The sequence below is a fragment of the Paenibacillus sp. FSL E2-0190 genome, from assembly GCF_037992965.1.
GTDB classification, from domain to species: domain Bacteria; phylum Bacillota; class Bacilli; order Paenibacillales; family Paenibacillaceae; genus Paenibacillus_AQ; species Paenibacillus_AQ odorifer.
This window is the reverse complement of record NZ_CP150306.1, coordinates 6,068,182-6,088,865: the sequence shown is the minus strand read 5'-3', so window position 1 is coordinate 6,088,865 and position 20,684 is coordinate 6,068,182. Positions and strand designations below refer to the sequence as shown.

The 20,684-nt window shown below is 40.3% G+C and carries 21 protein-coding genes and 1 pseudogene; 18 read left to right on the top strand and 4 right to left on the bottom strand.

Annotated features, from left to right (window positions below; translation table 11 throughout):
- Positions 1–134 precede the first annotated feature (134 nt).
- Entirely contained in the window at positions 135–1,733 is a 1,599-nt protein-coding gene (locus tag NST25_RS26650) for a peptide chain release factor 3 (protein WP_076130309.1), read from the top strand.
- Positions 1,734–1,834: 101 nt separating this feature from the next.
- Here NST25_RS26650 and NST25_RS26645 read toward each other — a convergent pair whose 3' ends face one another.
- Complete coding sequence (locus tag NST25_RS26645; protein WP_076130310.1) at positions 1,835–2,071, bottom strand: small acid-soluble spore protein SspI; 237 nt, start codon at positions 2,069–2,071, stop codon at positions 1,835–1,837.
- Positions 2,072–2,305: 234 nt separating this feature from the next.
- Here NST25_RS26645 and NST25_RS26640 point away from each other — a divergent pair, with 234 nt between their 5' ends.
- The 4 genes from NST25_RS26640 (at position 2,306) to NST25_RS26625 (ending at position 6,348) form a co-directional block, all read left to right on the top strand.
- Positions 2,306–2,965 (top strand): TrkA family potassium uptake protein, encoded by a 660-nt coding sequence (locus NST25_RS26640; RefSeq protein WP_036685517.1) that lies wholly within the window; start codon positions 2,306–2,308, stop codon positions 2,963–2,965.
- A 41-nt stretch (positions 2,966–3,006) separates the two neighbouring features.
- Positions 3,007–3,795, top strand: a complete 789-nt coding sequence (locus tag NST25_RS26635; protein WP_340392869.1) for an RNA methyltransferase — start codon at positions 3,007–3,009, stop codon at positions 3,793–3,795.
- A 536-nt stretch (positions 3,796–4,331) separates the two neighbouring features.
- Positions 4,332–5,351, top strand: coding sequence for an HNH endonuclease signature motif containing protein (locus NST25_RS26630; RefSeq protein WP_340392868.1), 1,020 nt, complete (start codon positions 4,332–4,334; stop codon positions 5,349–5,351).
- A 49-nt stretch (positions 5,352–5,400) separates the two neighbouring features.
- Complete coding sequence (locus NST25_RS26625) at positions 5,401–6,348, top strand: ATP-binding protein (RefSeq protein WP_340392866.1); 948 nt, start codon at positions 5,401–5,403, stop codon at positions 6,346–6,348.
- Positions 6,349–6,453: 105 nt separating this feature from the next.
- On the opposite strand, the gene NST25_RS26620 is transcribed toward NST25_RS26625, so the two are convergent.
- Both NST25_RS26620 and NST25_RS26615 read right to left on the bottom strand, forming a co-directional pair.
- Positions 6,454–6,738, bottom strand: coding sequence for a hypothetical protein (locus tag NST25_RS26620; RefSeq protein ID WP_340392863.1), 285 nt, complete (start codon positions 6,736–6,738; stop codon positions 6,454–6,456).
- A complete protein-coding gene (locus NST25_RS26615) occupies positions 6,725–7,708 on the bottom strand; it encodes a ParM/StbA family protein (protein WP_340392862.1) in 984 nt (327 codons plus the stop codon). The genes NST25_RS26620 and NST25_RS26615 overlap by 14 nt, the downstream gene beginning before the upstream one ends.
- Positions 7,709–8,465: 757 nt before the next feature.
- On the opposite strand from NST25_RS26615, the gene NST25_RS26610 reads away from it, so the two are divergent.
- The 9 genes from NST25_RS26610 to NST25_RS26570 all read left to right on the top strand — a co-directional run bounded on the left by NST25_RS26610 (position 8,466) and on the right by NST25_RS26570 (position 16,121).
- Entirely contained in the window at positions 8,466–8,798 is a 333-nt protein-coding gene (locus NST25_RS26610) for a hypothetical protein (protein WP_340392860.1), read from the top strand.
- Positions 8,799–9,080: 282 nt separating this feature from the next.
- A complete protein-coding gene (locus tag NST25_RS26605; protein ID WP_340392859.1) occupies positions 9,081–9,548 on the top strand; it encodes a hypothetical protein in 468 nt (155 codons plus the stop codon).
- Positions 9,549–9,764: 216 nt separating this feature from the next.
- Positions 9,765–10,094 (top strand): hypothetical protein, encoded by a 330-nt coding sequence (locus NST25_RS26600; RefSeq protein ID WP_340392858.1) that lies wholly within the window; start codon positions 9,765–9,767, stop codon positions 10,092–10,094.
- Positions 10,095–10,462: 368 nt separating this feature from the next.
- A complete protein-coding gene (locus tag NST25_RS26595) occupies positions 10,463–11,023 on the top strand; it encodes a hypothetical protein (RefSeq protein WP_340392857.1) in 561 nt (186 codons plus the stop codon).
- Between the two features lie 874 nt (positions 11,024–11,897).
- The gene (locus NST25_RS26590) at positions 11,898–12,344 is read left to right on the top strand and encodes a hypothetical protein (protein WP_340392856.1); all 447 of its coding nucleotides are present in this window, start codon (positions 11,898–11,900) and stop codon (positions 12,342–12,344) included.
- A 19-nt stretch (positions 12,345–12,363) separates the two neighbouring features.
- On the top strand, positions 12,364–13,521 hold the full coding sequence (locus NST25_RS26585; protein ID WP_340392855.1) for a hypothetical protein: 1,158 nt from the start codon (positions 12,364–12,366) through the stop codon (positions 13,519–13,521).
- Between the two features lie 130 nt (positions 13,522–13,651).
- Complete coding sequence (locus NST25_RS26580) at positions 13,652–14,476, top strand: DUF6710 family protein (protein ID WP_340392854.1); 825 nt, start codon at positions 13,652–13,654, stop codon at positions 14,474–14,476.
- Between the two features lie 248 nt (positions 14,477–14,724).
- Positions 14,725–15,279, top strand: a complete 555-nt coding sequence (locus tag NST25_RS26575; protein ID WP_340392853.1) for a hypothetical protein — start codon at positions 14,725–14,727, stop codon at positions 15,277–15,279.
- Positions 15,276–16,121: a hypothetical protein gene (locus tag NST25_RS26570; protein WP_340392852.1), complete on the top strand. Its 846-nt coding sequence runs from the start codon at positions 15,276–15,278 to the stop codon at positions 16,119–16,121. The genes NST25_RS26575 and NST25_RS26570 overlap by 4 nt, the downstream gene beginning before the upstream one ends.
- Positions 16,122–16,298: 177 nt before the next feature.
- On the opposite strand, the gene NST25_RS26565 is transcribed toward NST25_RS26570, so the two are convergent.
- Positions 16,299–16,676, bottom strand: coding sequence for a hypothetical protein (locus tag NST25_RS26565; protein WP_340392849.1), 378 nt, complete (start codon positions 16,674–16,676; stop codon positions 16,299–16,301).
- Between the two features lie 843 nt (positions 16,677–17,519).
- Between NST25_RS26565 and NST25_RS26560 the strand changes: the two genes are divergently transcribed.
- The 4 genes and pseudogenes from NST25_RS26560 to NST25_RS26545 all read left to right on the top strand — a co-directional run bounded on the left by NST25_RS26560 (position 17,520) and on the right by NST25_RS26545 (position 20,544).
- Entirely contained in the window at positions 17,520–18,017 is a 498-nt protein-coding gene (locus NST25_RS26560) for a hypothetical protein (RefSeq protein WP_340392848.1), read from the top strand.
- Between the two features lie 80 nt (positions 18,018–18,097).
- A complete protein-coding gene (locus NST25_RS26555) occupies positions 18,098–18,913 on the top strand; it encodes a helix-turn-helix domain-containing protein (RefSeq protein WP_340392847.1) in 816 nt (271 codons plus the stop codon).
- A 350-nt stretch (positions 18,914–19,263) separates the two neighbouring features.
- Positions 19,264–19,563, top strand: a pseudogene (locus NST25_RS26550) (DUF6075 family protein); the annotation flags it as partial.
- A gap of 495 nt (positions 19,564–20,058) precedes the next feature.
- Positions 20,059–20,544, top strand: coding sequence for a helix-turn-helix transcriptional regulator (locus tag NST25_RS26545; RefSeq protein ID WP_340392846.1), 486 nt, complete (start codon positions 20,059–20,061; stop codon positions 20,542–20,544).
- Positions 20,545–20,684 lie beyond the last annotated feature (140 nt).

Sequence of the window (20,684 nt, the reverse complement as noted above, 5' to 3'; positions counted from 1 at the left end):
GCGGACTGGAGCTAGACCTAAGAGCTATTCATTCAGAAATGAAGGGGTATGAACAATGAGCAGAGCACCGATTTGATGAACCCCAGTGTAATTGAAGCAGAAGCAGGAATTTTATATATGAAGGGATATGTGTAATGAACAAAGCAATAGATCAGAAGCTGCAAAAGGAAGTGGATAGACGCAGAACCTTTGCGATCATTTCCCACCCGGATGCGGGTAAAACAACTTTAACGGAGAAACTGCTGTTATTCGGTGGCGCGATCCGTCTGGCGGGAACGGTTAAGGCCCGTAAAGCGAATAAACATGCGACGAGTGACTGGATGGAAATTGAGAAGCAGCGGGGGATTTCTGTAACGTCTTCCGTGATGCAGTTTGATTATTTGAATCATCGCGTGAACATTTTGGATACACCGGGTCACCAAGACTTCAGTGAGGACACCTACCGTACCCTAACTGCAGCGGATAGTGCGGTCATGCTTATTGACGTGGCAAAAGGTGTGGAAGCCCAAACCACCAAACTGTTTCAGGTATGTGCTAAACGGGGCATTCCGATCTTTACCTTCATTAACAAGCTGGACCGTGAAGGACGTAGCCCGTTTGATCTGATGGAAGAGCTGGAGCAGGTTCTTGGTATTCGTTCTGTGCCAATGAACTGGCCGATCGGTAGTGGTCGTGAGCTATGCGGCGTATATGACCGGATGAAAAATCAGGTAGAGCTGTTCCAAGGTGATGATCACTCCGTAATCAAGGTTCAAAAGGTTGACGGATACCGTGATCCAATCATTCGTGAAATGGCTGGAGAGTATCTGCATGATCAACTGTGTCAGGATCTGGAGCTGCTGGATGTAGCAGGCGATGCTTTTGACTATGAAAAAGTATTAAGTGGTGAACTCACACCTGTGTTCTTTGGCAGTGCGATCAACAATTTTGGCGTACAGACTTTCCTCGATAATTTCTTGGATCTGGCACCGAAGCCTGAACCACGCCGCAGTACTATAGGGGTAGTAGAACCAACGAATGAGAAATTCACTGGTTATGTGTTCAAAATTCAAGCGAACATGAACCCGGCTCACCGTGACCGGATTGCTTTCCTGCGTATTGTGTCCGGGAAATTCGAACGGGGTATGAGCGTGAAGCATGTACGTGCCGGTAAAGATATCAAGCTGGCGCAACCACAGCAATTTTTGGCGCAAGACCGCGATATCGTAGAGGAAGCTTATCCGGGAGATATCATCGGTCTGTTTGATCCAGGTATTTTTAGAATTGGTGATACCTTGAGCCAAGCAGGAGATATGGAATTCGATGAGCTGCCAACGTTCTCACCAGAGATTTTTGCTAAAGTGAGTATAAAAAATGCATTGAAATCAAAGCAGTTCCAGAAGGGTGTCGATCAGCTGACTGAAGAGGGCATGATCCAGGTGTTCCGCACGGTCAACTTTGACGATATTTTGCTTGGTGTAGTTGGACAACTGCAGTTTGAAGTGTTTGAGTACCGCATGAAGGGTGAATATGGTGTGGATGTTCAGTTGCAGAGAATGCCATACCAGTTTGCACGTTGGATCGTAGATGATACTAAGCCGGATGCGAGCAAATTCAGAATCAACTCAACGTTGGTGACGGATAAGAAGGGCAATTTTGTCGTGTTGTTCGAGAACGAATATGCTATGCGGACAGCGATGGATAAGAACCCGACAGCTAAATTCCTGGAAATGGCTCCAAAAGCATTACTATAATTAGGACGCTATAACTTTCTGAATGTAATAATAAAACCTCCGCCTCCATAGGTGAAGTTACACCATGGTGAGCGGAGGTTTTTTGACTAGTTGTGGTCAGTTTACGATGTGATATCCCCAGGGGTAATAGTCTCCAGGTGATCATGTAGCATGGTAACCAACCTATCTTGCTTAGCGGGATCTAAATCCTTCCAGATCATTTCGAACACGGCGCCAAGTCCCGGGAGTGCTGCCTCCGGACCATCCACAGAGCCTTCAATCATATGACGTAAATCCTCTTCAGATTGACCGTGCACTTTATGAATAATCGCCTGGCGCAAGTCAATGGTAACGGGCATAATGTACCTCCTTTTTTGAAAATATAGTGATATTGACCTCGTTATAATGTGCCCTGCAAAGGTGCTGGAAATTCAAGTTTTTGTCCAAATATAAGATAGTATAAGTTTGACACATATATATCATCCTTATATTCCTACGAGAAACGGTTGTCATCCATAAGGACGGCAATGACGTTTCTTCTTGGCTTATGCTATACTGTTTGAGATATAGAATGCTACGGGAGGTACATAGACATGGCCAAAAAACAATATGCCGTCATCGGTATGGGGCGTTTCGGATCTAGTGTTGCTAAGGCGCTCAGCGGCATGGGGTTTGATGTACTTGCGATTGATGCTGACGAGCAGCGAACACAGGAAATTTCAAGTATTGTAACTCATGCCGTATCTGCAGATTCCACGGATGAGGAGGCGCTGCGTGCCCTTGGTATTCGCAATTTTGATGTGGTGGTTGTAGCCATTGGCGAGGACATACAAGCTAGCATCCTGACAACACTTATCCTAAAAGACCTGGGTGTGCCTGCAATTCTGGCAAAAGCCAAAGGTGAACTGCACGGCAAAGTATTAAGCAAAATTGGTGCGGACAAGGTGATTTATCCTGAACGGGATATGGGAATGCGGGTTGCGCATCATCTTGCTTCGCCTAATATATTGGATTATATTGAGCTGTCGCCGGACTACAGTATTCTGGATATGAAGGTATCCGGACCGATGCTCGGAAAAAATCTACAGGAGCTCGACATCCGCGCAAGATTTGGCTGCAACGTAATGGCCATCCGCCAAGGTGAAGAAATGAACATCTCTCCCCGTGCAGAGGATCGCCTGATCGATGGCGATATCCTTGTTATTGTTGGGCATAAGGATAATTTGACGAAGCTGGAGATGGCGTATCAGTAGGAACAAAGAATAAATGGCAAGGCAGAAGAAAGGAAGACTTTATGGAAATCATGTCTCCGCAAAATACGCGGGTTAAAGAGTGGGCCGGGTTACAGGAGAAAAAGCATCGTGACAAGGCTCGTAAATATATCGTAGAGGGCGTTCATCTGGTTCAAGAAGCACTGCTGGCTGAAGCAGATGTGGAATGCCTAGCTTATGACCTCGACAAAGGAATGCCTGCTGAACTTAAGGGGCTGCTTCAGGCCGTTCAGGGAATGGAAGTGATTGGCGTTTCGGCGGCGATCATCTCAAAATGCAGCAGCACCAATACGCCGCAGCCGGTGTTCGCCATCGTGCGGAAGGAACAGCAGGCTGTAGAAGCTATCCTAGCGAAGAAGGATAGCCTTGTGGTTGTGCTGGACGGCGTGCAGGATCCCGGCAATGTCGGCACCATCATTCGCAGTGCGGATGCAGCGGGAGCAGACGGAGTGATCCTCGGACAAGGCTGTGCCGACCTCTATAATCCGAAGACCATCCGGTCCACGATGGGCTCGATGTTCCATCTTCCGGTGGTGGAGGGAGATTTAAGTGAGATTTTGCCACAGGCCCGGGAAAATGGGGCGCTGCTGGTGAGCACTTCGCTGCAGGGCGAAGAATCGTGCTATGAGCACGATTTTCAGGGCAGCCAGTGGCTGCTGATTGGCAGCGAAGGAAAAGGCATCTCGCCGGAAACGGCGCGACTCGTGGACAAGAGTATCATCATCCCGATGGCAGGCCGCGCGGAATCGCTGAACGCCGCAATGGCGGCGACGATTTTGCTGTTTGAGGGCATGAGACAGCGGGGATTTTAACAAATAAATAATTCCTGTCGATTTTCAATAAAACTGTCCAGGAATAAAAATTAGCATCCACAAGAAGACCAAAGACTGGAGAAGATCGATTCTTTCCTCGATCCATTTCCCAGTCTTTTTGTCGTTGCTGTAGAACATAATGCAGGATTTTCAACCTGTTTCTCGAATAATTACTCCATCAGTAACCCAAGCAGCTCAAGGGTTCAGAGGTTGTGGGAGGTCTTTACTCAAGCTTTTACTCAAGCCATTGCCCTGGTTTTTGAGAACCTGATCCCAGTGTTCCCCTGACATTTTCCCAGTCTTTTCAGACACTAATTTTTATTCGTTTTCGTTCACAATTGAACCAGTTTTCTTCCAGTTTTCTGCTCTTGTAACCTGACATGACGGGACACGAATTATTATCTCGAAAATGAAGGGGAAGCCTTGTGGGGAAAGGGATTGAGGCATGTTGTATGAGGGAAACATTTGGGACAGGAATTATTATGTTTTTACAAAGTAATAGGATTTTAGGCAAGAAAAAGTAAGGAGAGGACAGAATGGCGAAACATGGCGATGGATTGGGAATTGAAATTGTCAAAGCAGTAATAAACGGAGAGATTATTGAGCCAATTACTTTCCAAAAAGTGAAAGAGTTTTGTGATAAAAAAGGGATTCAGGCAAGTCAAAATCATATGCGAGTAATACTTTCGAATGCCACAGAGAATACGCATAGCCCGACTTATAAAAGATACTTTGAGCGTGTTGGAAGAGGCAAATATAAAATACTTCCTGAATATAGGCGACAACCGATGTATTACTGGTTGAATATCGATAAAGCAATATACGATTGGACGTTTTCCGATTTAATGGCAGGCAGGAGTCAATCTTATTCTAACCTTAACCCTAATGGAAGCAGACGAAAGAATGAAAAATGTTTCAAAAGTATTCAGATTGGAGATTTTGTAGTTGCATATGAAACAGGCGATACTAAGGCAATTACGACAATATGCCAAGTGATTGATAAGTATGAAGAGAATGATGAAATAATAGTCAATTTTCAGAAAATGAGAGATTTTAATGTGTTCTTAGACCTGGATTTAATGAGAAAAATGAAATCCTTGAGTGATTGCCAAGTCATTGGGAACCATAGAGGAACTTTGTTGGATCTTGAATCCAAGTATTTTGAATTGATTGTACAGATGCTCGAAGAACTAAATGCTCTTGAAAATTATCAGGAGGAGCTTCATGAAGCAGTGCGGAAATCTTTGTCCGATGGGAGCAAAGAAAGAAAAAAACGATTAGAAAGCAGAGATGTACTAATCCCTGAGTCGTATGAGACAATAACGAGAGTGTTCAAGCGTAATCCTGATGTAATTGCAGAGGCTCTCGTTAGAGCAAATGGAGTTTGTGAAAAATGTAAAAAGCCAGCCCCGTTTAGAAAGGCTGTAGACGGATCTCTATACCTTGAAGTTCATCATAAAATAAGATTGGCAGATGGCGGGGAGGATACTGTTAACAATGCAATTGCCGTTTGTCCAAATTGCCACAGAGAACTGCATTTTGGATCAATCGGCTGAAACAATATAAGGGTAGAATATATGGGACTTTGTTCAGGGGGGGAATTGATTGGAATTATTAGATCTCATACGATATGAAAACGAAAGTACATATGTAGATTTTAAGCGGAGTCAGTATGAGAACAAAGAGAGCTTCTTGAAGGATATTATGGCTATGGCGAATGCCAATACTGATATTGGTAAGAGATACATCATTATCGGGGTAAAGCATTCACCAAATGGTAGTAGGGAATTTTTCAGTATACCAAGGGATGAATTTAAGGATGATGCAGACTACCAGGATCTCGTCAGGCAAAATATTGAACCAGAGATTAAATTCATTTATAAATCCTTTGAGTTTGAAGAGCATCTTCTTGGCATTTTTGAAATCTCAGAATGTGAGCAACGCCCTTATGTGATGAAGAAGACTCAAGGAAAGCTTGAACAAGGAGCTTGTTATATTCGAAGGGGTTCCCAACAAGGACGCGTCATTCGAGCGGATTTGGAAATCATCTATGAAGAGCGATTTAAGAAGCAACGGGAAAGGAATGTCAAGTATTCATACCTTGATTTGTTGAAACACGAGTTTGAGAATAATAAAGCTCTACTGCATCATATGGAGCGATTTGCTTCTGGAGGGCCTGTCATCCCTGAGTTGTGGTCTCCCGCCGCTGAAATAGCAAATCACTTTATATTTGAAGCCTGGGATTCCATTATGAGATCAGGTATCATCGCTTCTCTTGAGTTTGATGAAATACAAACTTATCGTCAGGCTATACAGGCAATAAGAGAAGCCGTTTTCTACGTGCGGAAAGCTCATTCCAATTGGATTCGAGCTTTAACATGGAACGAACCTCTGTACGTGTCAGAAGCGGAGACAACTGAATTGAAGCAACCGATTTCACCAAATTTAATGCTTCAGCAAGACGTTCGGGAATGTGAGAAGGCAATTAACGATGCAGTAGAGGCAAGTAAACGTGCCATAGTACTTTTGAAATCAAGTCATGGTATTTTTTAGATTAAGCGAAAGGTTAGTTAATAAGTATCATTTCATGTAACTGAACAAGCCCTGCTGAATTGCCCCTAAAGGGGTATAAACGCAGGGCTTGATTTTATATCAGAATTAGAAGAGTTGTGACAATAGTTCCGCATCCTCCTCAGAAATCGGATTTTCAAGAGAGGGTGCTGGCTGGATTAATGTCTGAGCCGTGTTACATTGGCTTTGTAGAATCTCTGCAACAATTATTCTGACCTCTTCGTGCGATATGGATGAATGTTTGCCTCCACTAATATATGCATCTACAGCTTTTGTAATGAAATCACTTTTGTTAGAGATCCCGATCAAATACTCATATACGTGCTGGTACTCCTTTTTGAAAGAGATAGATAAGCGATTACGATTGCCCATGGTGTTTCGCCTCCAGAATGGTAAGAAAGCTCAGTACATTTGAATTTTGAGCGTTAATGGATATAGGGGCGGCGGCTGGGTATTCTTTGATTAGATGTTCTTTCAGTAACAAAGCACCTCCACCAATAAGATGAACCTCGGTATTTGCGAAGCTGACTTTACGAGAGCGAGCGAAATTAAAAATCTCTTTAACATGGTTTTCCATCAATTGTTCAATAATTTTTTTACTATCCTCCATCTTCTCCCCATTCATAATCAAGTATTTGTCTCGATGGATTGCTTCTACGTCCGCATCGGATATAGTTGTGCCGTACCTGGTTGAAAGCTTATCTGCAATTTTGCTACGTAGGATGTTTACTCCCAGATCAGCAGTGATCATTTTGTCGTAGCTTGGAATTAGTTTATTGAATTCCTGAATGTTGACATTAAGCGAACCGATATCGAAGATCAATACTCGTCTCTGACGAAAATAATTCAAGTCGCTATAAACGGCGCCAATACCTTCGGGTAGAAGATAAAGGGTTTCGATACGGAAGAGAAATGGCTTTTTGTTAATGATTATGCTCACTGTTTCACCATTGTTTCGAATGAAATCGTTGACCTCCGTCTTTTGTTTCTCGTTTTTATATAATCCAACTGGAATATTAACCGCCAATGCTATATTGCTTAATACAGTGTTTAGCTTTGATTTTTGAAGTAGCTGGGCAATAGCGAGGTATATACAGATTCGATGAGCATCCGATTTTTTGCTTAGAGCGAAATCCATCTTGCTCTCGTCCAGCATGTTCCCCACAATATAGCTCTTCCCTCCAAACTCGACCGTGTAAGAGCCAGGCGTTAATTCTGCTCCATTATTGTTGACTTCTTCGACCTTGGTCTGGAATTGTATATTGTGTATGCTGTCTTCTTTCATTACTGCTTTCGTGTAGCTCTTGCCGCTGTCTACGGCAATGAGAAAATTATTGTGCATTTTGGTCGCCCCCTTATTTGATAGTTTTATAGATTCTATGCAAAAATATGTGACCTAATCGCACAAGTTCGCATATTTTTGCATTTACGTGTCTGACGATATGCGATAATGTCGGATTGGAAGAGAGCAGAGAGAAAGGAATAGGGGGCAAATCAACTTTCGGAATACATTAACCTATATATAGGCGCAAAAAGTTCTTCGGTAGTTTCTTGAATGCAATCTTCATCAGAAAGTTGCAGAATCCCCGTTAGGAGCCAATCATCTATAGGATACTGGCAAAACATGCGTTAAGGTTATACTATTCGCCTTCGCTTTATGAATGATTGCAATCGACTGTAGGTGTTTTTTCAAGGCATTCATCTGATTGGTGATAAGCATTCATACTTGATAAGGAACGCTGCAACCAGCGTTAAGGGTACAATAAAAACATTTGTGAAAAGATTTTGGTTGCATGCAATCTTCGATAGTTCTTAGTACGACAACATCAAAGAGAGTGATGCGGAAACCACCAACGGAATACGGGAATAGCAAGGGGAATAATATAGTCCTTCATCAGTTTTTTTAAATTTTATTTGGCACAGATAGTTCAGAAATGATGCTGAAAAATCCAAGTGGATCATCTGTTTAATTGCAGAACTAATCAAACTATAATTAACAAGGATTAGACATGTATAACAAGAAGAATGCTTAATCCATACTGCAAAAATATACGATATGATTCGAATGCGATAATCTTTTCAAAGGAGGATTTATAAAAATGGCTGATATTGCAGCAGATATGGAGTTTGCTGAAGAGTTCAGAAGTTACTTATCGTGGACTTATGATAATCCCAGAGTAGTAAGCGATTGCTTATCCAGATGTCGGAGAGTGCAAAAATTTGAGGGAGATCTTTGGAGACATTATCAAGATGATAGAGGTCAGCTTCTTTTAGACAAATTGACCTACACACTTGAAGATGTTCAGAAATGCATGAAGCCGAAGCACTCTATCCCCATAAAAGGAACTAAAGGATTGAAATCTGTTTATGAGGGAACGCAATCCTTGATGCATTCAGTCAATAAATACTTTGAATTTTTAAGTCTACGATAATAGTCTATGATAATTCTGAAAAAGCAAAAACGGTCAGTCGATAATTTCAGTTGCGTCCCGCTGATTTCACTCACCTTTTTCTTTTGCCTTGCCTCTTTTTTAGTCGTGGAAAATAAATTTTCAATACAGTTACAAAGGAAACTGTATAATGTTTACAAATTTACTTCTAATGGGTAACATTGAGATTGGAGTTGTTTCAAACTCTGCTCCCAAAAGAGTGATCCATCACCTTGCCAGGGTTTTCTGGTGGATCACTCATTCTCTCATCCAGGAGGACTAAATGTGAAATTTACTGAAGAAGAACTTGAAAGTTTCCAACAGGTCATTGATAATTTGGAGTCAACTCATGCAAGCATATTGTTAAAGGTATTGTATTACTACGTCAAAAATGCATCGACTACCATAAGGTTTCAGTTGCAACCAAGCGTGTTGGAACGGCTTGAACAGCGGGATTATGACGAGTACGACCCTATAGTTTATGAGGACTTGAGAAAGTGTTGGAGGATCATCGCTGAAATAGTACAAGAAAAAGAGATAATTGATAGTGAGCATGACGACGATTTTGATGATGGGATCTATGCGGTTCCGAGTCCAAAATGTTTGCCAAAATACAATTTCCGAGAGGTGTTTCGATACAAGAAAGAAAACGGAATCGATGAATTGAGTAATGCTGATTTAAATAAATTCAGAATCACCCCAAAAGGCTTTGTTTGTCGATCGGTAGAAAAGGTAGAAGATGCCACCCACTAGTTACCAGCTTTCTGCAATCATCGCCAATGCGATGTGACACCCTATGAATTGTATCGGATTTTTCATGATCGGTACGGCGATGAATTTCTCATCCAGGATAATAACGACCAATTTTCACTAATCTATCTTTGGCACGTTGGTAGATTTGTGGTTCTTGAGGAGACTTGGAGGCCAGGGAATAGCGATGAATTAAAATACGTTGGGGGCGTTAGCGGGATGGTAAATCATTTTGATCATCAGGAAATCATTGCCACAAATTTGAGGTTGTTCATACGGGAGGAAGGCTATTCAAGACTGTCATTTTCAAAAGTAACAGGAGTGCCTCGAACTGCTGTTGATCAACTTTTGAGCGGTATAAATAACAATGTTTCAGAGTACAACGCACTTATCGAAAGGATAGTTCTCAGATTCAGCCTACCAAATGATTATTTTTTAAAAGAAATTGCTACACCAAAGCCCCCCGCAGTCAAGTTGAGTTCCGAAGCTCAAAAATTGATGGATGGTTTAGAAAATATTTTGGATATTTATTCTATGTATCTTGATTGAATAATTACCTGGATCAATTAACTACAAGTTTATAAGCAATATCGGTGTGTTGGAATGAAACTGAAAATTAAAGTGCTATGGATTAAGGCTTCCATGAAGAACAAGCGTAGTCATAGAGTTATGAATATGTTACTTAATATATATGAAAATGTCTTATTCACTTCGTCTCCTTATGAACAAAAATGGGGTGTGAGAAATGGTTCGAGTAAATCATAAACCCAAAAACCAGTCAAGATATGATACGAAGATACCTGAAATTGGGCGACGTGAAGTAGAACTATCAAAAGAAGCGTTACATTTATTGAGACTTGATCAGAATTTCATCTTTAGCAGTTGTCTAAAGCGGAATAATGGAGGTAAAAAAGAAGATGATTGATGATATCCAACACCTCATTGACATCAATGATCGAAATTCGGCATTCGAATATCTCAAATACAGCCAACAAAGAACAATGCGTGAAATTGCGTGTAGATTGATTTACAAAGGCATTGAGGATAATACCTTCATTTCTCAAATTACCTTTCGGCCCATTGCGGAGATCGAGGAATTACGCACCTCTTTGACGCTTGAAGAAGCGATGGTCGAGCTTGGCTTGTCCGAAAAGAGTCTTCGAAAATATATTCGGCGAGGACTTACCATGCATAATGGGAAAATCCCACGCTATGCGGTGGAAATCATGAGAGATCCCGCCTATTGCATCAAGATGCAATTTGAGTTTCAGCGAGAGAAGCTTGAAAATCAAACAAAAGAAGAGCGTATTGAGGATATCCGAGAACAAATTGTTGAGTTTGAAGATGAGTTTGGGGGAGAATTTGAAATAATATATGGGCATTTGTCCGATGAAGAGATTGATGAGATGGACAATAGTATTGATCTAAAAGTATGGAGAGATTTGGTTGAAGAGTTACTAAAAAACACAGATAATTGAGATGGTATAATTCTGTGTTTCTGACATTGGTTCACTCCTTGATTTGAATTAATTAGCATCCAGTTATAATAAAAGATGCTAATTGTATTCAAATGTTCCAACTTGTACAAAGGGAAACCTGCGCATCAGCTATGGATTAGAATGACTTCTTGTGCTGTTACAAAGCACTAAGTGGTAGTAGCAATTATTCAACAGTATAACTTCTTGTGCTTCTCACTTTGCGAGAAGAGGCTCCTACGCCTTGTGCGTGGAGCCTTTTTTTTGCACTCTTCTAAAGAACGTTATAATGCTGCAACTAAAAGTCTATAATCTATCATCCACGGGAAGAGGGGCTTCGTTTCTACGGGTGACATCTAATTTCGTGTCTTCCTGCGGAAATCCACTCAATAAGATTCACCGCGCTCTGTTGTGCTCGCCTGTGGCGACCGCTCGGCCTACGGCACTTACTGCAAAACAGAGCCGTAGAAACTCGCCCCTCCAGGGAAACCCCGTTGCCCATTGCATGGGCAAGCATTTCTGGCGAAATGCAAAAGCATTGTTGACACATCTGGCGATGTGTCAAGCGGCTCTGTTTGAGCCGCAAAAGCATGTTGCCGCCTAAATGATGCGGCAAGCGTCTCTATGTGACGCAAATACCCATCGACCATCTGCGATGGTCGTTTAAACAGATTGCCGCTGCGAGCGAATAGATCAAACAACAAAGGAGGTGATTACACTTATGGCGAGACGAAGCAAACCACTCGTCACGCAATTTTTCAATCGGGATCGGCTTGCATTCACAGCAATGCACAATGTTGGTCATGTCAGTCATGAACATTTGCGTCAATGCGGCTTGGCTGATTCTCGTATTTCAAATTTGATAAGAGACGGGCATATGGAAAAGGTAGCTTACAAAAAGAATGGGAAAGCCGAAGAATGTTATAAGCTCACTAAATCTGGGCGTGAAACTGCTGCTCGCCTTTGGGGATTGAGTTATGCGTATCATGCTCAATCCCCACTTCATGACTTATCAATAGCTGGAAAATATTTCAGTTTGCCGCAGGAATTACGAGAAAGTTGGAAAACGGAAATTCAAATTCGGAACGAGTTCTTTGAGCAATTGGAATTTCTTCGAGAGCAAGGGAAGGAAGGGGAGGCAAATCGGTATGAGAATATGTTTAATAAAGGCTTAATCTCAATGCCAGATGCCACCTACACCAGTGAGAGCAGTCAGGTTACAGGATTTGAGGTGATCACCAATTCCTATGGAATTGAGGAGTTAATGGCTAAAGAGGCTCTTGTTCAAATCATGAACTACAAATACGAAACAATCAGAATTTAATAAATGGGGGTGATAAATTATGACAATCTCAAACGCTAATAAACAAGCGATTTGTGAAAAATATAGAACTTATCTTGAAATTATTTATACTTTCGGTAACAAGGTAATGCTGATGAAGCAGTTGTACCAATATGCACAAGTGATGGGCATTGTAAGGAGTCTCTCGGCTTTTTATAGTTCTATCACGGAGCTTGTTAATGCCGATATTCTAAGAAGAGAGTCGTTCAACGCTTTCGGTAAGAAGTCCCAACTCCAAATGCTTGTGATGAGGAAATATGCTATTCGTTATTTAGAGGGGAAACATGATAGCTATAGTGTTGCGTCAGTTCCGAAGGCTCTGGGAAACGAACGGATTCTGCTCAGCATCTTTAAGAGTTGCTACATTCTCAATAAGATTGTTCCGCTAATCCAAAGAATCTCTAAGGAAGTCGCACTTGAGACGATCAATCAAAAATTAGAGCATCAACATAGCTCCGTTATTCACAATAAAAACCAGGGGCTATCCATCATATCTAAACTGCGAGTAGATATAACGCTCCAGGACCATCTGGATATGTTGTCAATTGATCAAGATATCGAAAGAATGGAAGCAATCAAGCGAAAAATGGAAGGAGGCTTAAGGAGGGGGTCAGAGGTATCCGATGGAAAAGGAAAAGGTCGAATTCAATCTTCTTCAGCATCACCCATTGATGATGTTGAGAATGTCACCGAGAAAAAGTTCGGGGATCCAAGCAAGAAAGAAAAGATCACTAACTATACCATTGATACGATGCTCGCTTTTAATGCATACATTGCACAGATCAGATTCGATGAAGGTCAAATTAAGATTTCGGTATTGATTTTCGATATCTACAACAAGTCAAACATTTATAAAATAGGAACCCATATCGCATGTATGTATCATATGTTCCGCAAATATTTCAAGAGTGAGCTTAAATTAGCGGTAGGCATCGTATCAATTGATAAATTCGCTTCAAAGCATTTGGAGACGCAGGCGAAATCAGCGGCCATCGATTTTGTTTCTAAAGAGCGGAAAGGTACGAGGCTATCTTATCTATTGGGAAACTGGCATGTTGATCAATTGATGCAAGAACAAATTGAAGTGTATTATATCGACTATAATATCACTAATGAGTTTCTGGATGGAATCAAACATGCGAACCTAATAAGGCGTTAATTGCTGGTGGTAGAAGCTGAGAAAGATGAAAGCAAATAACGGGAAAAGAATGGTTCGCTTATGGCGAACTTTTTCTTTATTATAAGATAAAGATACGAGAAATAAGGTGAGGGAGTAGTGTCAAAAAATCATGTGGAAAACTAAAAGAACTAAAGTCGATAAAGCAAAGATAGAAAAAGAAAATAAACAGAGAAGAGATCTCAAACACATACTAATGACTGCTCAAAGGATAATAAGCCAGACTACCACATACAAAGAAACTCATCCGATTTATTTGCTTATTAAGCAATTAGTCGATCTGGAATTGCATAGAAACATTTACAATTCCATTTCAACTCATGAGCCTAATAGGGTTGAAGATTTTAATAATTTCTACTTGCTTCCGTATAACTATAAATCAGATAAGGTTTATAATTTGATTTCTTCTAAGAGGAGGGAAAAAGACTACTTATACATAAATGAGCATGACAGATATGTTTCCTACGACTTGTTACTTATTGAATCTAAAATTGAAGGAAAAACCGCTTCTATTAAGTTGGGGTTTGATCCAATTTTAACAAGACCTTGGAATGAAGATAAATTGGTTAGAGCAATTTCTAATATTGGTTCTGGGAAGCCCTGTGGCGAATGGATTGAAGACAGTAATCATGATGCTGATCTGTGGCTTCCATTTGGAATTACCTTTGTTAACAATGGTAATCATTCCATAACAACGGGAGTACTCAATAATGAAGGATCGCTTAATGTCACAAGCATTTATGACATCAGTAAGATCTTTCCTCACATTTATTGTGACGGGGTTAACTATTTCAGAAGTAAAGATAATAGCTTATATGCTCCAGTCAGGAACTTCTCATTAGCCGCTATTTTTGAAATTGGCAGATTGATAAAAAGGAATGATTTTTCTGGAGAAAAAATAAAATTCAGGGATCTAACAAATCATTCATACACTTAATTTCCCGAGACTTCTGACTTACACTTCGAGTTGAAATATAATCTGAACATATCTGACTCAAATAATCAATATGAAGATGTGACTCTCATTAAATGAAGAACAGCCAATACAAATTCGGAAAGCGAATTGAACGCCCAGGCATGGTTGTCTGGGCAATTTTAATGTCGTTAGAATTGTGGTACTGATGGGGCCCTATTATGGTTATGTTCAATGAGAAATAGTAAAATGGTTATACTGGGGGAGCTGAAATGGAAGGCATACAAAAGATCCGTGATACAATTAATAGTTATGAGCGACTGCTTGAAATCATAGAGAAAAATGCAGATGGAGATAATATCTGTAAATTGATGAAAAAAGAAATATCTGCGCTATATGGGCTGTCATATACAGGAACATGCAAAAAATTGAAATTTCTCTTGAAATATGGACTTTTGGAATCGGTCAATGGCGGGATTTCACGAACCGAGAAGAAAGTGGTTCAAGATACACCGCTGTCACTGTTGCCGAAAGTTCTGCTGTTAATGGCGAAAGAGCCTGAAGTATACGACAGTCTCAAGCAACAAGCAGAGCTGCTGTCTGTATCCATGGAGGACGTTCAAACGGCTTGGGGTTTCTATTCTTACTTCTTCGGATCGAAATATCCGCAAGAGGAAGATCTGTTGCAATCCAGAGTAATTGATACATATTACTTAATAGATGCCAAAATGGTTGAAAAAATCGAAAACTCTGAATTAATTACAAATGTATTAAAATCCAAAAGTGTAAGCACTAAATATGCTCAGCGGGAGGAAAAAAATTCATGAAAAGATGCCTTCAAACTCTTTTTAAAATTGTTATTTCAGGTGTTAACCTTTCATCAGAATTTAAAATGACCGATACTATGCACAGCAATCAGGTCAGTGATGTGATTTGCAGCGTTGGAGAGGGGGGCACGGTTGTTATTAATGGAACCATTAGCGGTGAGGATAAAAACGAAAACTTTCTGATTGCGGAAGATTTAAAAGAGTATTTTCTTAGGTTATTTTCGTTGTTTGGAGTGAGTTGTCGTATCAAAAAGTTTGAAATAGATACGGCTACGGATTACTTGACTGCGCAAATTGAAATAAGTCCGCCCAAAGCAACGGTGGACGGTAGTAAAATCAATGCTCAAACGGCTAATGTAGCATCTCAGTATTTTGATCCTCATAAGTCGGCTTTGTATCATAATCTTGTCGAGTCCAATAATAGCATTGATATGCTTCATCGCTTTCGTTCACTTTTTTCTGCTTTTGATAGTTTGAGTCCGAAGAACATACAGGGTCACATTGACTATCATGCATTGAAAGCGGGCTATGCCGCTGAAATTGCAGTACGCTATCAAGGAATATTTATTAGCAGGTATATTGACATTGTAAATGAATTTTGCAACGCCAATCTTGAAGATGTTCGAGCTAATAAAAACTACTCAACATTGTTAAAGAATTCGAAACAGCGTTTAGGGAATACCAGTTTGATTGATGAGGAAGTTGCCTTCTATCTGTTAAAATGTATTCAAGTAATTCGAAACAAGGTTAATCATGGCGACTTTTCGGGATTAAATCGAAAAATAATTTCTGGTTCATACGAATTGCTGTTACCAATAGTACAGAAAATGTTCTGTGACTAATCGGTTTGTTAAGATAGAAAAATGGACATCGGAAAACAGGGAGGAATTCTACCTGCTGCTTCGTTGCTTTCAGCAATCCCATCCTGATTATATGGTAACATCTTCCCGAATTTGGTTGACAACTATTAATACATATCAAATCATGAGTCAGCCTTTCGGCTGGCTTTTTTAATACCGTTATGAAGGTAACTTAATTACACATTCAGGATAGGGAGGGTCCATAACCTCCACTGGTATTGACCACTTTGACTCCATGATATCCATGATTTCCACTGTCGAAAGATTGAGGTCATCAGCCTGTTCAATCGTTCGATTGAACTCACGTACAAACTTCAGTTCAGCCTCAATTTTGTGCGCCTCGACTTGAAGCCATTCCATAAATTCATCTGCTTCCGCCTCTGAAGGAAATGGATTCGCCGTTTTTTGGATTCCGAATATTGTACTGCCAATGCGTTCACCGCCCAAACTATAGATACTAAACTCCATGTCGAACTTATCAAAATTGACAGGTGTTAAAAAGAAGTATTCTTTCTTGTACGAAATCAGCCTTGTCATATTAAACCCTCCTGTTAAGTAAATTCATAAATCCAATCGATGGACATCCACAACAATAGGCATTCTCCTTTATTTTGAAATGTTTGATAAGCCATTTTTGCCAACCTGTTATTTTTGTTCTTCTATATGATAAGCACTTGAATGCGACAAAATAACTGTTAATTCGAATCTATTGTTCTTTTTTGGCTTCGATAATGTTACAAAGCAAACGTTATAGATATATGTTAAACCTCTTCTTACATCTCTGATAGATCCCCACCCTCCTGCATAGCATATAAGCGGATCAAAAAACGAGGAGGTGCATTTATGTACGGGCATCAATTATACAGGCTGCCGACGGATGAACAAGTTAAGTTCTTGAACGCTGAATTGAAAAAGGAAGATTATCAGATCCTCGAATCTTGCGGATGATTTGAGGGTCGACGAAGGCGATCTAAGAGAAGATTTGGCTGAACACGGTTGGTTTTATATCGCAGAGCTAAATCGATTCGTGAAAATCGAAGAACAGCAAGCTTCTTGAGTGGAAAATTTAAAAAAAGGCAGCTCACCAAGTGGGATCTGCCCTTTACCTTATGTATTCAACGGGCTAAGAACCTTAAAAAGTTATAGATTCAGCCTCCAGAAACTATAACAACAAAAGAAAAAGAGAGGCTTACCAACACTCCCCTGCCAAGATTGTGTTCAATACAAGCTCTCTCTTCATTCACTTATGAAGCATTATACTACAATGAACGAGAAAATATAATCATCGAATTGTTTGAGATGGTTCGATATTTGAAACGAGTGAATGAAAGAGGAACAGGCGAGTAATGGTAAGCCTCCAGGAAAAGGAGGCTATTTATCATGAGAGCAATAAGGGTTTTTAATCAAGTGCCAGTCCTAAAAGACGGGCAGATCGACAAGCAAGCAGAGAAGCATATTAGGTTTTTGAAGGCAGTACATCCGCAGCTTACGGATGAATACTGGAACGAAGGTCGAGTTGAGCTTCGACCGATAAAGCGTGATGCAAAGCTCAAGGACTACCTCAGAAGTTTTGGTACTTGGCATTTTGGCGATAAGGATGTTGCTGAATTGAGTAAATTTCTTCAACAGATTAATGGCAAGGGGGTTGATCTATACTTTTCCGCGTTTGCTTTTGACTACAGCATGGACGTGTTCAAGAAAGATGGGAAAAAATACGAAAAAGGGAAAATCAACAACGATAATGCTCTGTTTACAAGCATTTTGCCCATGGACTTTGACAGTATTACGGCAGAAGAATTTCTAATTGAGAAACAGCGGACACCGAAAGGAAAGCTGAAAAGAAAAATGCCAAAAAGGATATTGAAATTCTTGAGGTGAAGCAAATTAATGAGGAACAGTTGAAGTCTGTTTACAGCATGCTTGATTTTGAGCGGCTTCCGTTCGCAGTTCGGAAAATATTGGATGGAACTCAGGAAGGGCTTCGCAACAAAGTCATGTTTTTCATCATCCCATTTTTAAGGAACAAATTGGGGTTAGACATTCAAACGATAAGAGAAGTCATGATTCGTTGGGGAGAACGGTGCTCGCCAATTTTGGATGCCGATGAGATTTATAAAGAAGTAAACAGGATCTACGGATTGGGTTTTCAAGGGAAACATGGTGTGTACACGCAAGAGTTGTTTCGAGCATACGGATATCTGGATTTTGATCAATACAAGATCAGGGATGAGGTTGAGATTACAAACTCCTTTTTCGATGATTTCGCTGAAATGGCTGACGCATCCATTAGAATTTTTCTCTCAATGAAATTAGCGGCTGAACTGGGCGAAGTCAAGGAATTCAGCAAAAAGGATATTCAACATTTTGCAAATATGTCGGAGCGAACGATCGAACGCAATATTAAAGCTTTGGTTGGAAAGAAATATATATCAAAGCGAAGAGCGAATCGGAGGAAGGGGGAGGCTTATGTTTATTATCCGACCCCTTTCTTTAGTACGGGGAAGGGCTTTACTTCGTTTGGCAATGCTTTGTTAGAAAAAATGCTGAAAGAACTTACGGATGGCGAAATCAAGCTTTATTGCTATCTACGCCGCAAGTCAGGAAATCAAGAAGTGAGTTTTTGGGCGAGTCAGGAATATATTGCTGACAAGATCGGCAAAACTCAGCAAGGCATATCATTACTCACGGACAATCTCAACAAGAAAGGATTTATAAGGAAAATAACTGAAGTCAACGGCAAGATTAAACAAAGCAAATACATTTTGAAATTCTAAAGACCTGGCATTCAGGTCTTTTTTTTGTAAGGATTAACCGTCAATTATTTGTGTGGTTATTAATGCTGAAAAGCCTTGATACATATGGGTTTGCAAATATTAACCGTCAGTTATTTGTAGTATTAATAGAAACAGGAGAGGGAGCGAAGTGAGAGGATGCGAATATGGAAACAATACTTGAAACTGCAATACAACATTGAATTAATTTAATAGATGCGATACTTGTCTTTAATAGGTTGCATGCATATAACATAAAAACCAATAAACAAGGAGGCATATGCATGCACTTTAAATCTGTGGAGCACGAAAGACGATTCATTGGATTATGCTAAGGAGACAAAACGAATGTTAAGGACATTGAACGAAATTCGCTCTTCTACATTTTTTCAGAATCAGATTTGTTATACAAAAATATCGAGATGCTGTACAATTTTGAGGATCACACTATAAGGCTGGAGGCTTACGATCAAGCTTTCCTGACTGGCGGCATTCGTAGCTTGGTTGATTTGGCATTTAATCTGTACGGTTCGGATGCAGAGTGCGAGGTTCGCTATCTGTTCAACACGCTTGACGACCGCAACAGCATACTTGCATTACATGCAATCCAGTATCGTTTTCAAATTCCAGTTGAGATTGTCGATTTAAAATAAAGTAGAAGAGACATTAAGATGGAGAGGGAAGTGGTTATGGACGAAGAAAATAAATTTTTTTCATTAGTGTTAGATTTCTTGGGTGACGAAGCAGTGGAAGCCGAGGAATACGAAAGTGAATCCGTTCGTTGAATCTCAAAGATGTAAACTTTGAAATCGATGGAGCGAAGTGGGAAGAAGCCATTTTAAATTACTTAAAGCAAAATGGGTTTAATGATATCGGCTTTGAGTACGGGGTTGGGAATTGGGTTACAGTTTTTAACAAATGAGATGAGGGCATCGAATTCACTGATATTGGATTCGATGCCCTTTTGATATTGTTACAAAAGAAACCACATAGAAATATCATAAGAAACAGAGCTGGAAAATCAGCAAGGTTTAACAGCAATCATTAACTCGTCTCTCCAAAAAATTATGTTCAAACCTGTTAGCGACTATGATGTAGGGTTAACAACAAATCAGGATTCCTAACAGGGAGAATAATGGAGGGCTTAGATGGACGTGAAAATTACAGGGGAACTAAGTGAAGGAGAAACAGGTGGTTCTGATAAATTTGGACTTCTGATCAGGCATTACCGCAGGTTACGCAATTACTCGCTGAAGGATCTTGAAAATGCCAGTGGTGGATCAGTTAGCGCGGGCTATATTCATCGACTCGAAAGCGGCGAAAGAAATAGCCCGAGCATTAAAAAAATTATTGCACTGGGAAAAGCGTTGCGAATTCCAAGTAACGTATTGGTCGCAACCTTGCTTTATGAATTAGATGAAGAGGAGAAACCATTTTCGCTTTCTGAGGTGTTAATCCAGAACAGCTATTTTTTAGGGAGCGGAATGCTCAATGCAGAAAAAAAGCAGTTGCTTATACGCATTGTTGAGCATATCGATCATGCCGAATGGTCGCCGAAATCTAAAATGAAGGAGATGTATCAGCGCTTTCGGAGCTGGTTGATGATTTTAAACAGGCGGTCAATTGAACAGTGAGAAGTAAAGGAGCGAGCGATTCGCTCCTTTTTTCATACGATTTTTTGTTCAGTTGATAGAGGTAACACTCAAACTCTATTGCATTGTATGAGTAACCATGGAAAGTATGTAATAAGGAAGAAATTGTTTTGTTGGTTTGA

What these genes read in the sequence shown, in the direction of transcription:
- NST25_RS26650 (WP_076130309.1), top strand. Translation starts at nt 135, where the DNA reads ATGAACAAAGCAATAGATCAGAAGCTGCAAAAGGAAGTGGATAGACGC.
- NST25_RS26645 (WP_076130310.1), bottom strand. Translation starts at nt 2,071, where the DNA reads ATGCCCGTTACCATTGACTTGCGCCAGGCGATTATTCATAAAGTGCAC.
- NST25_RS26640 (WP_036685517.1), top strand. Translation starts at nt 2,306, where the DNA reads ATGGCCAAAAAACAATATGCCGTCATCGGTATGGGGCGTTTCGGATCT.
- NST25_RS26635 (WP_340392869.1), top strand. Translation starts at nt 3,007, where the DNA reads ATGGAAATCATGTCTCCGCAAAATACGCGGGTTAAAGAGTGGGCCGGG.
- NST25_RS26630 (WP_340392868.1), top strand. Translation starts at nt 4,332, where the DNA reads ATGGCGAAACATGGCGATGGATTGGGAATTGAAATTGTCAAAGCAGTA.
- NST25_RS26620 (WP_340392863.1), bottom strand. Translation starts at nt 6,738, where the DNA reads ATGGGCAATCGTAATCGCTTATCTATCTCTTTCAAAAAGGAGTACCAG.
- NST25_RS26615 (WP_340392862.1), bottom strand. Translation starts at nt 7,708, where the DNA reads ATGCACAATAATTTTCTCATTGCCGTAGACAGCGGCAAGAGCTACACG.
- NST25_RS26610 (WP_340392860.1), top strand. Translation starts at nt 8,466, where the DNA reads ATGGCTGATATTGCAGCAGATATGGAGTTTGCTGAAGAGTTCAGAAGT.
- NST25_RS26600 (WP_340392858.1), top strand. Translation starts at nt 9,765, where the DNA reads ATGGTAAATCATTTTGATCATCAGGAAATCATTGCCACAAATTTGAGG.
- NST25_RS26595 (WP_340392857.1), top strand. Translation starts at nt 10,463, where the DNA reads ATGATTGATGATATCCAACACCTCATTGACATCAATGATCGAAATTCG.
- NST25_RS26590 (WP_340392856.1), top strand. Translation starts at nt 11,898, where the DNA reads ATGGAAAAGGTAGCTTACAAAAAGAATGGGAAAGCCGAAGAATGTTAT.
- NST25_RS26585 (WP_340392855.1), top strand. Translation starts at nt 12,364, where the DNA reads ATGACAATCTCAAACGCTAATAAACAAGCGATTTGTGAAAAATATAGA.
- NST25_RS26580 (WP_340392854.1), top strand. Translation starts at nt 13,652, where the DNA reads ATGTGGAAAACTAAAAGAACTAAAGTCGATAAAGCAAAGATAGAAAAA.
- NST25_RS26575 (WP_340392853.1), top strand. Translation starts at nt 14,725, where the DNA reads ATGGAAGGCATACAAAAGATCCGTGATACAATTAATAGTTATGAGCGA.
- NST25_RS26570 (WP_340392852.1), top strand. Translation starts at nt 15,276, where the DNA reads ATGAAAAGATGCCTTCAAACTCTTTTTAAAATTGTTATTTCAGGTGTT.
- NST25_RS26565 (WP_340392849.1), bottom strand. Translation starts at nt 16,676, where the DNA reads ATGACAAGGCTGATTTCGTACAAGAAAGAATACTTCTTTTTAACACCT.
- NST25_RS26560 (WP_340392848.1), top strand. Translation starts at nt 17,520, where the DNA reads ATGAGAGCAATAAGGGTTTTTAATCAAGTGCCAGTCCTAAAAGACGGG.
- NST25_RS26545 (WP_340392846.1), top strand. Translation starts at nt 20,059, where the DNA reads ATGGACGTGAAAATTACAGGGGAACTAAGTGAAGGAGAAACAGGTGGT.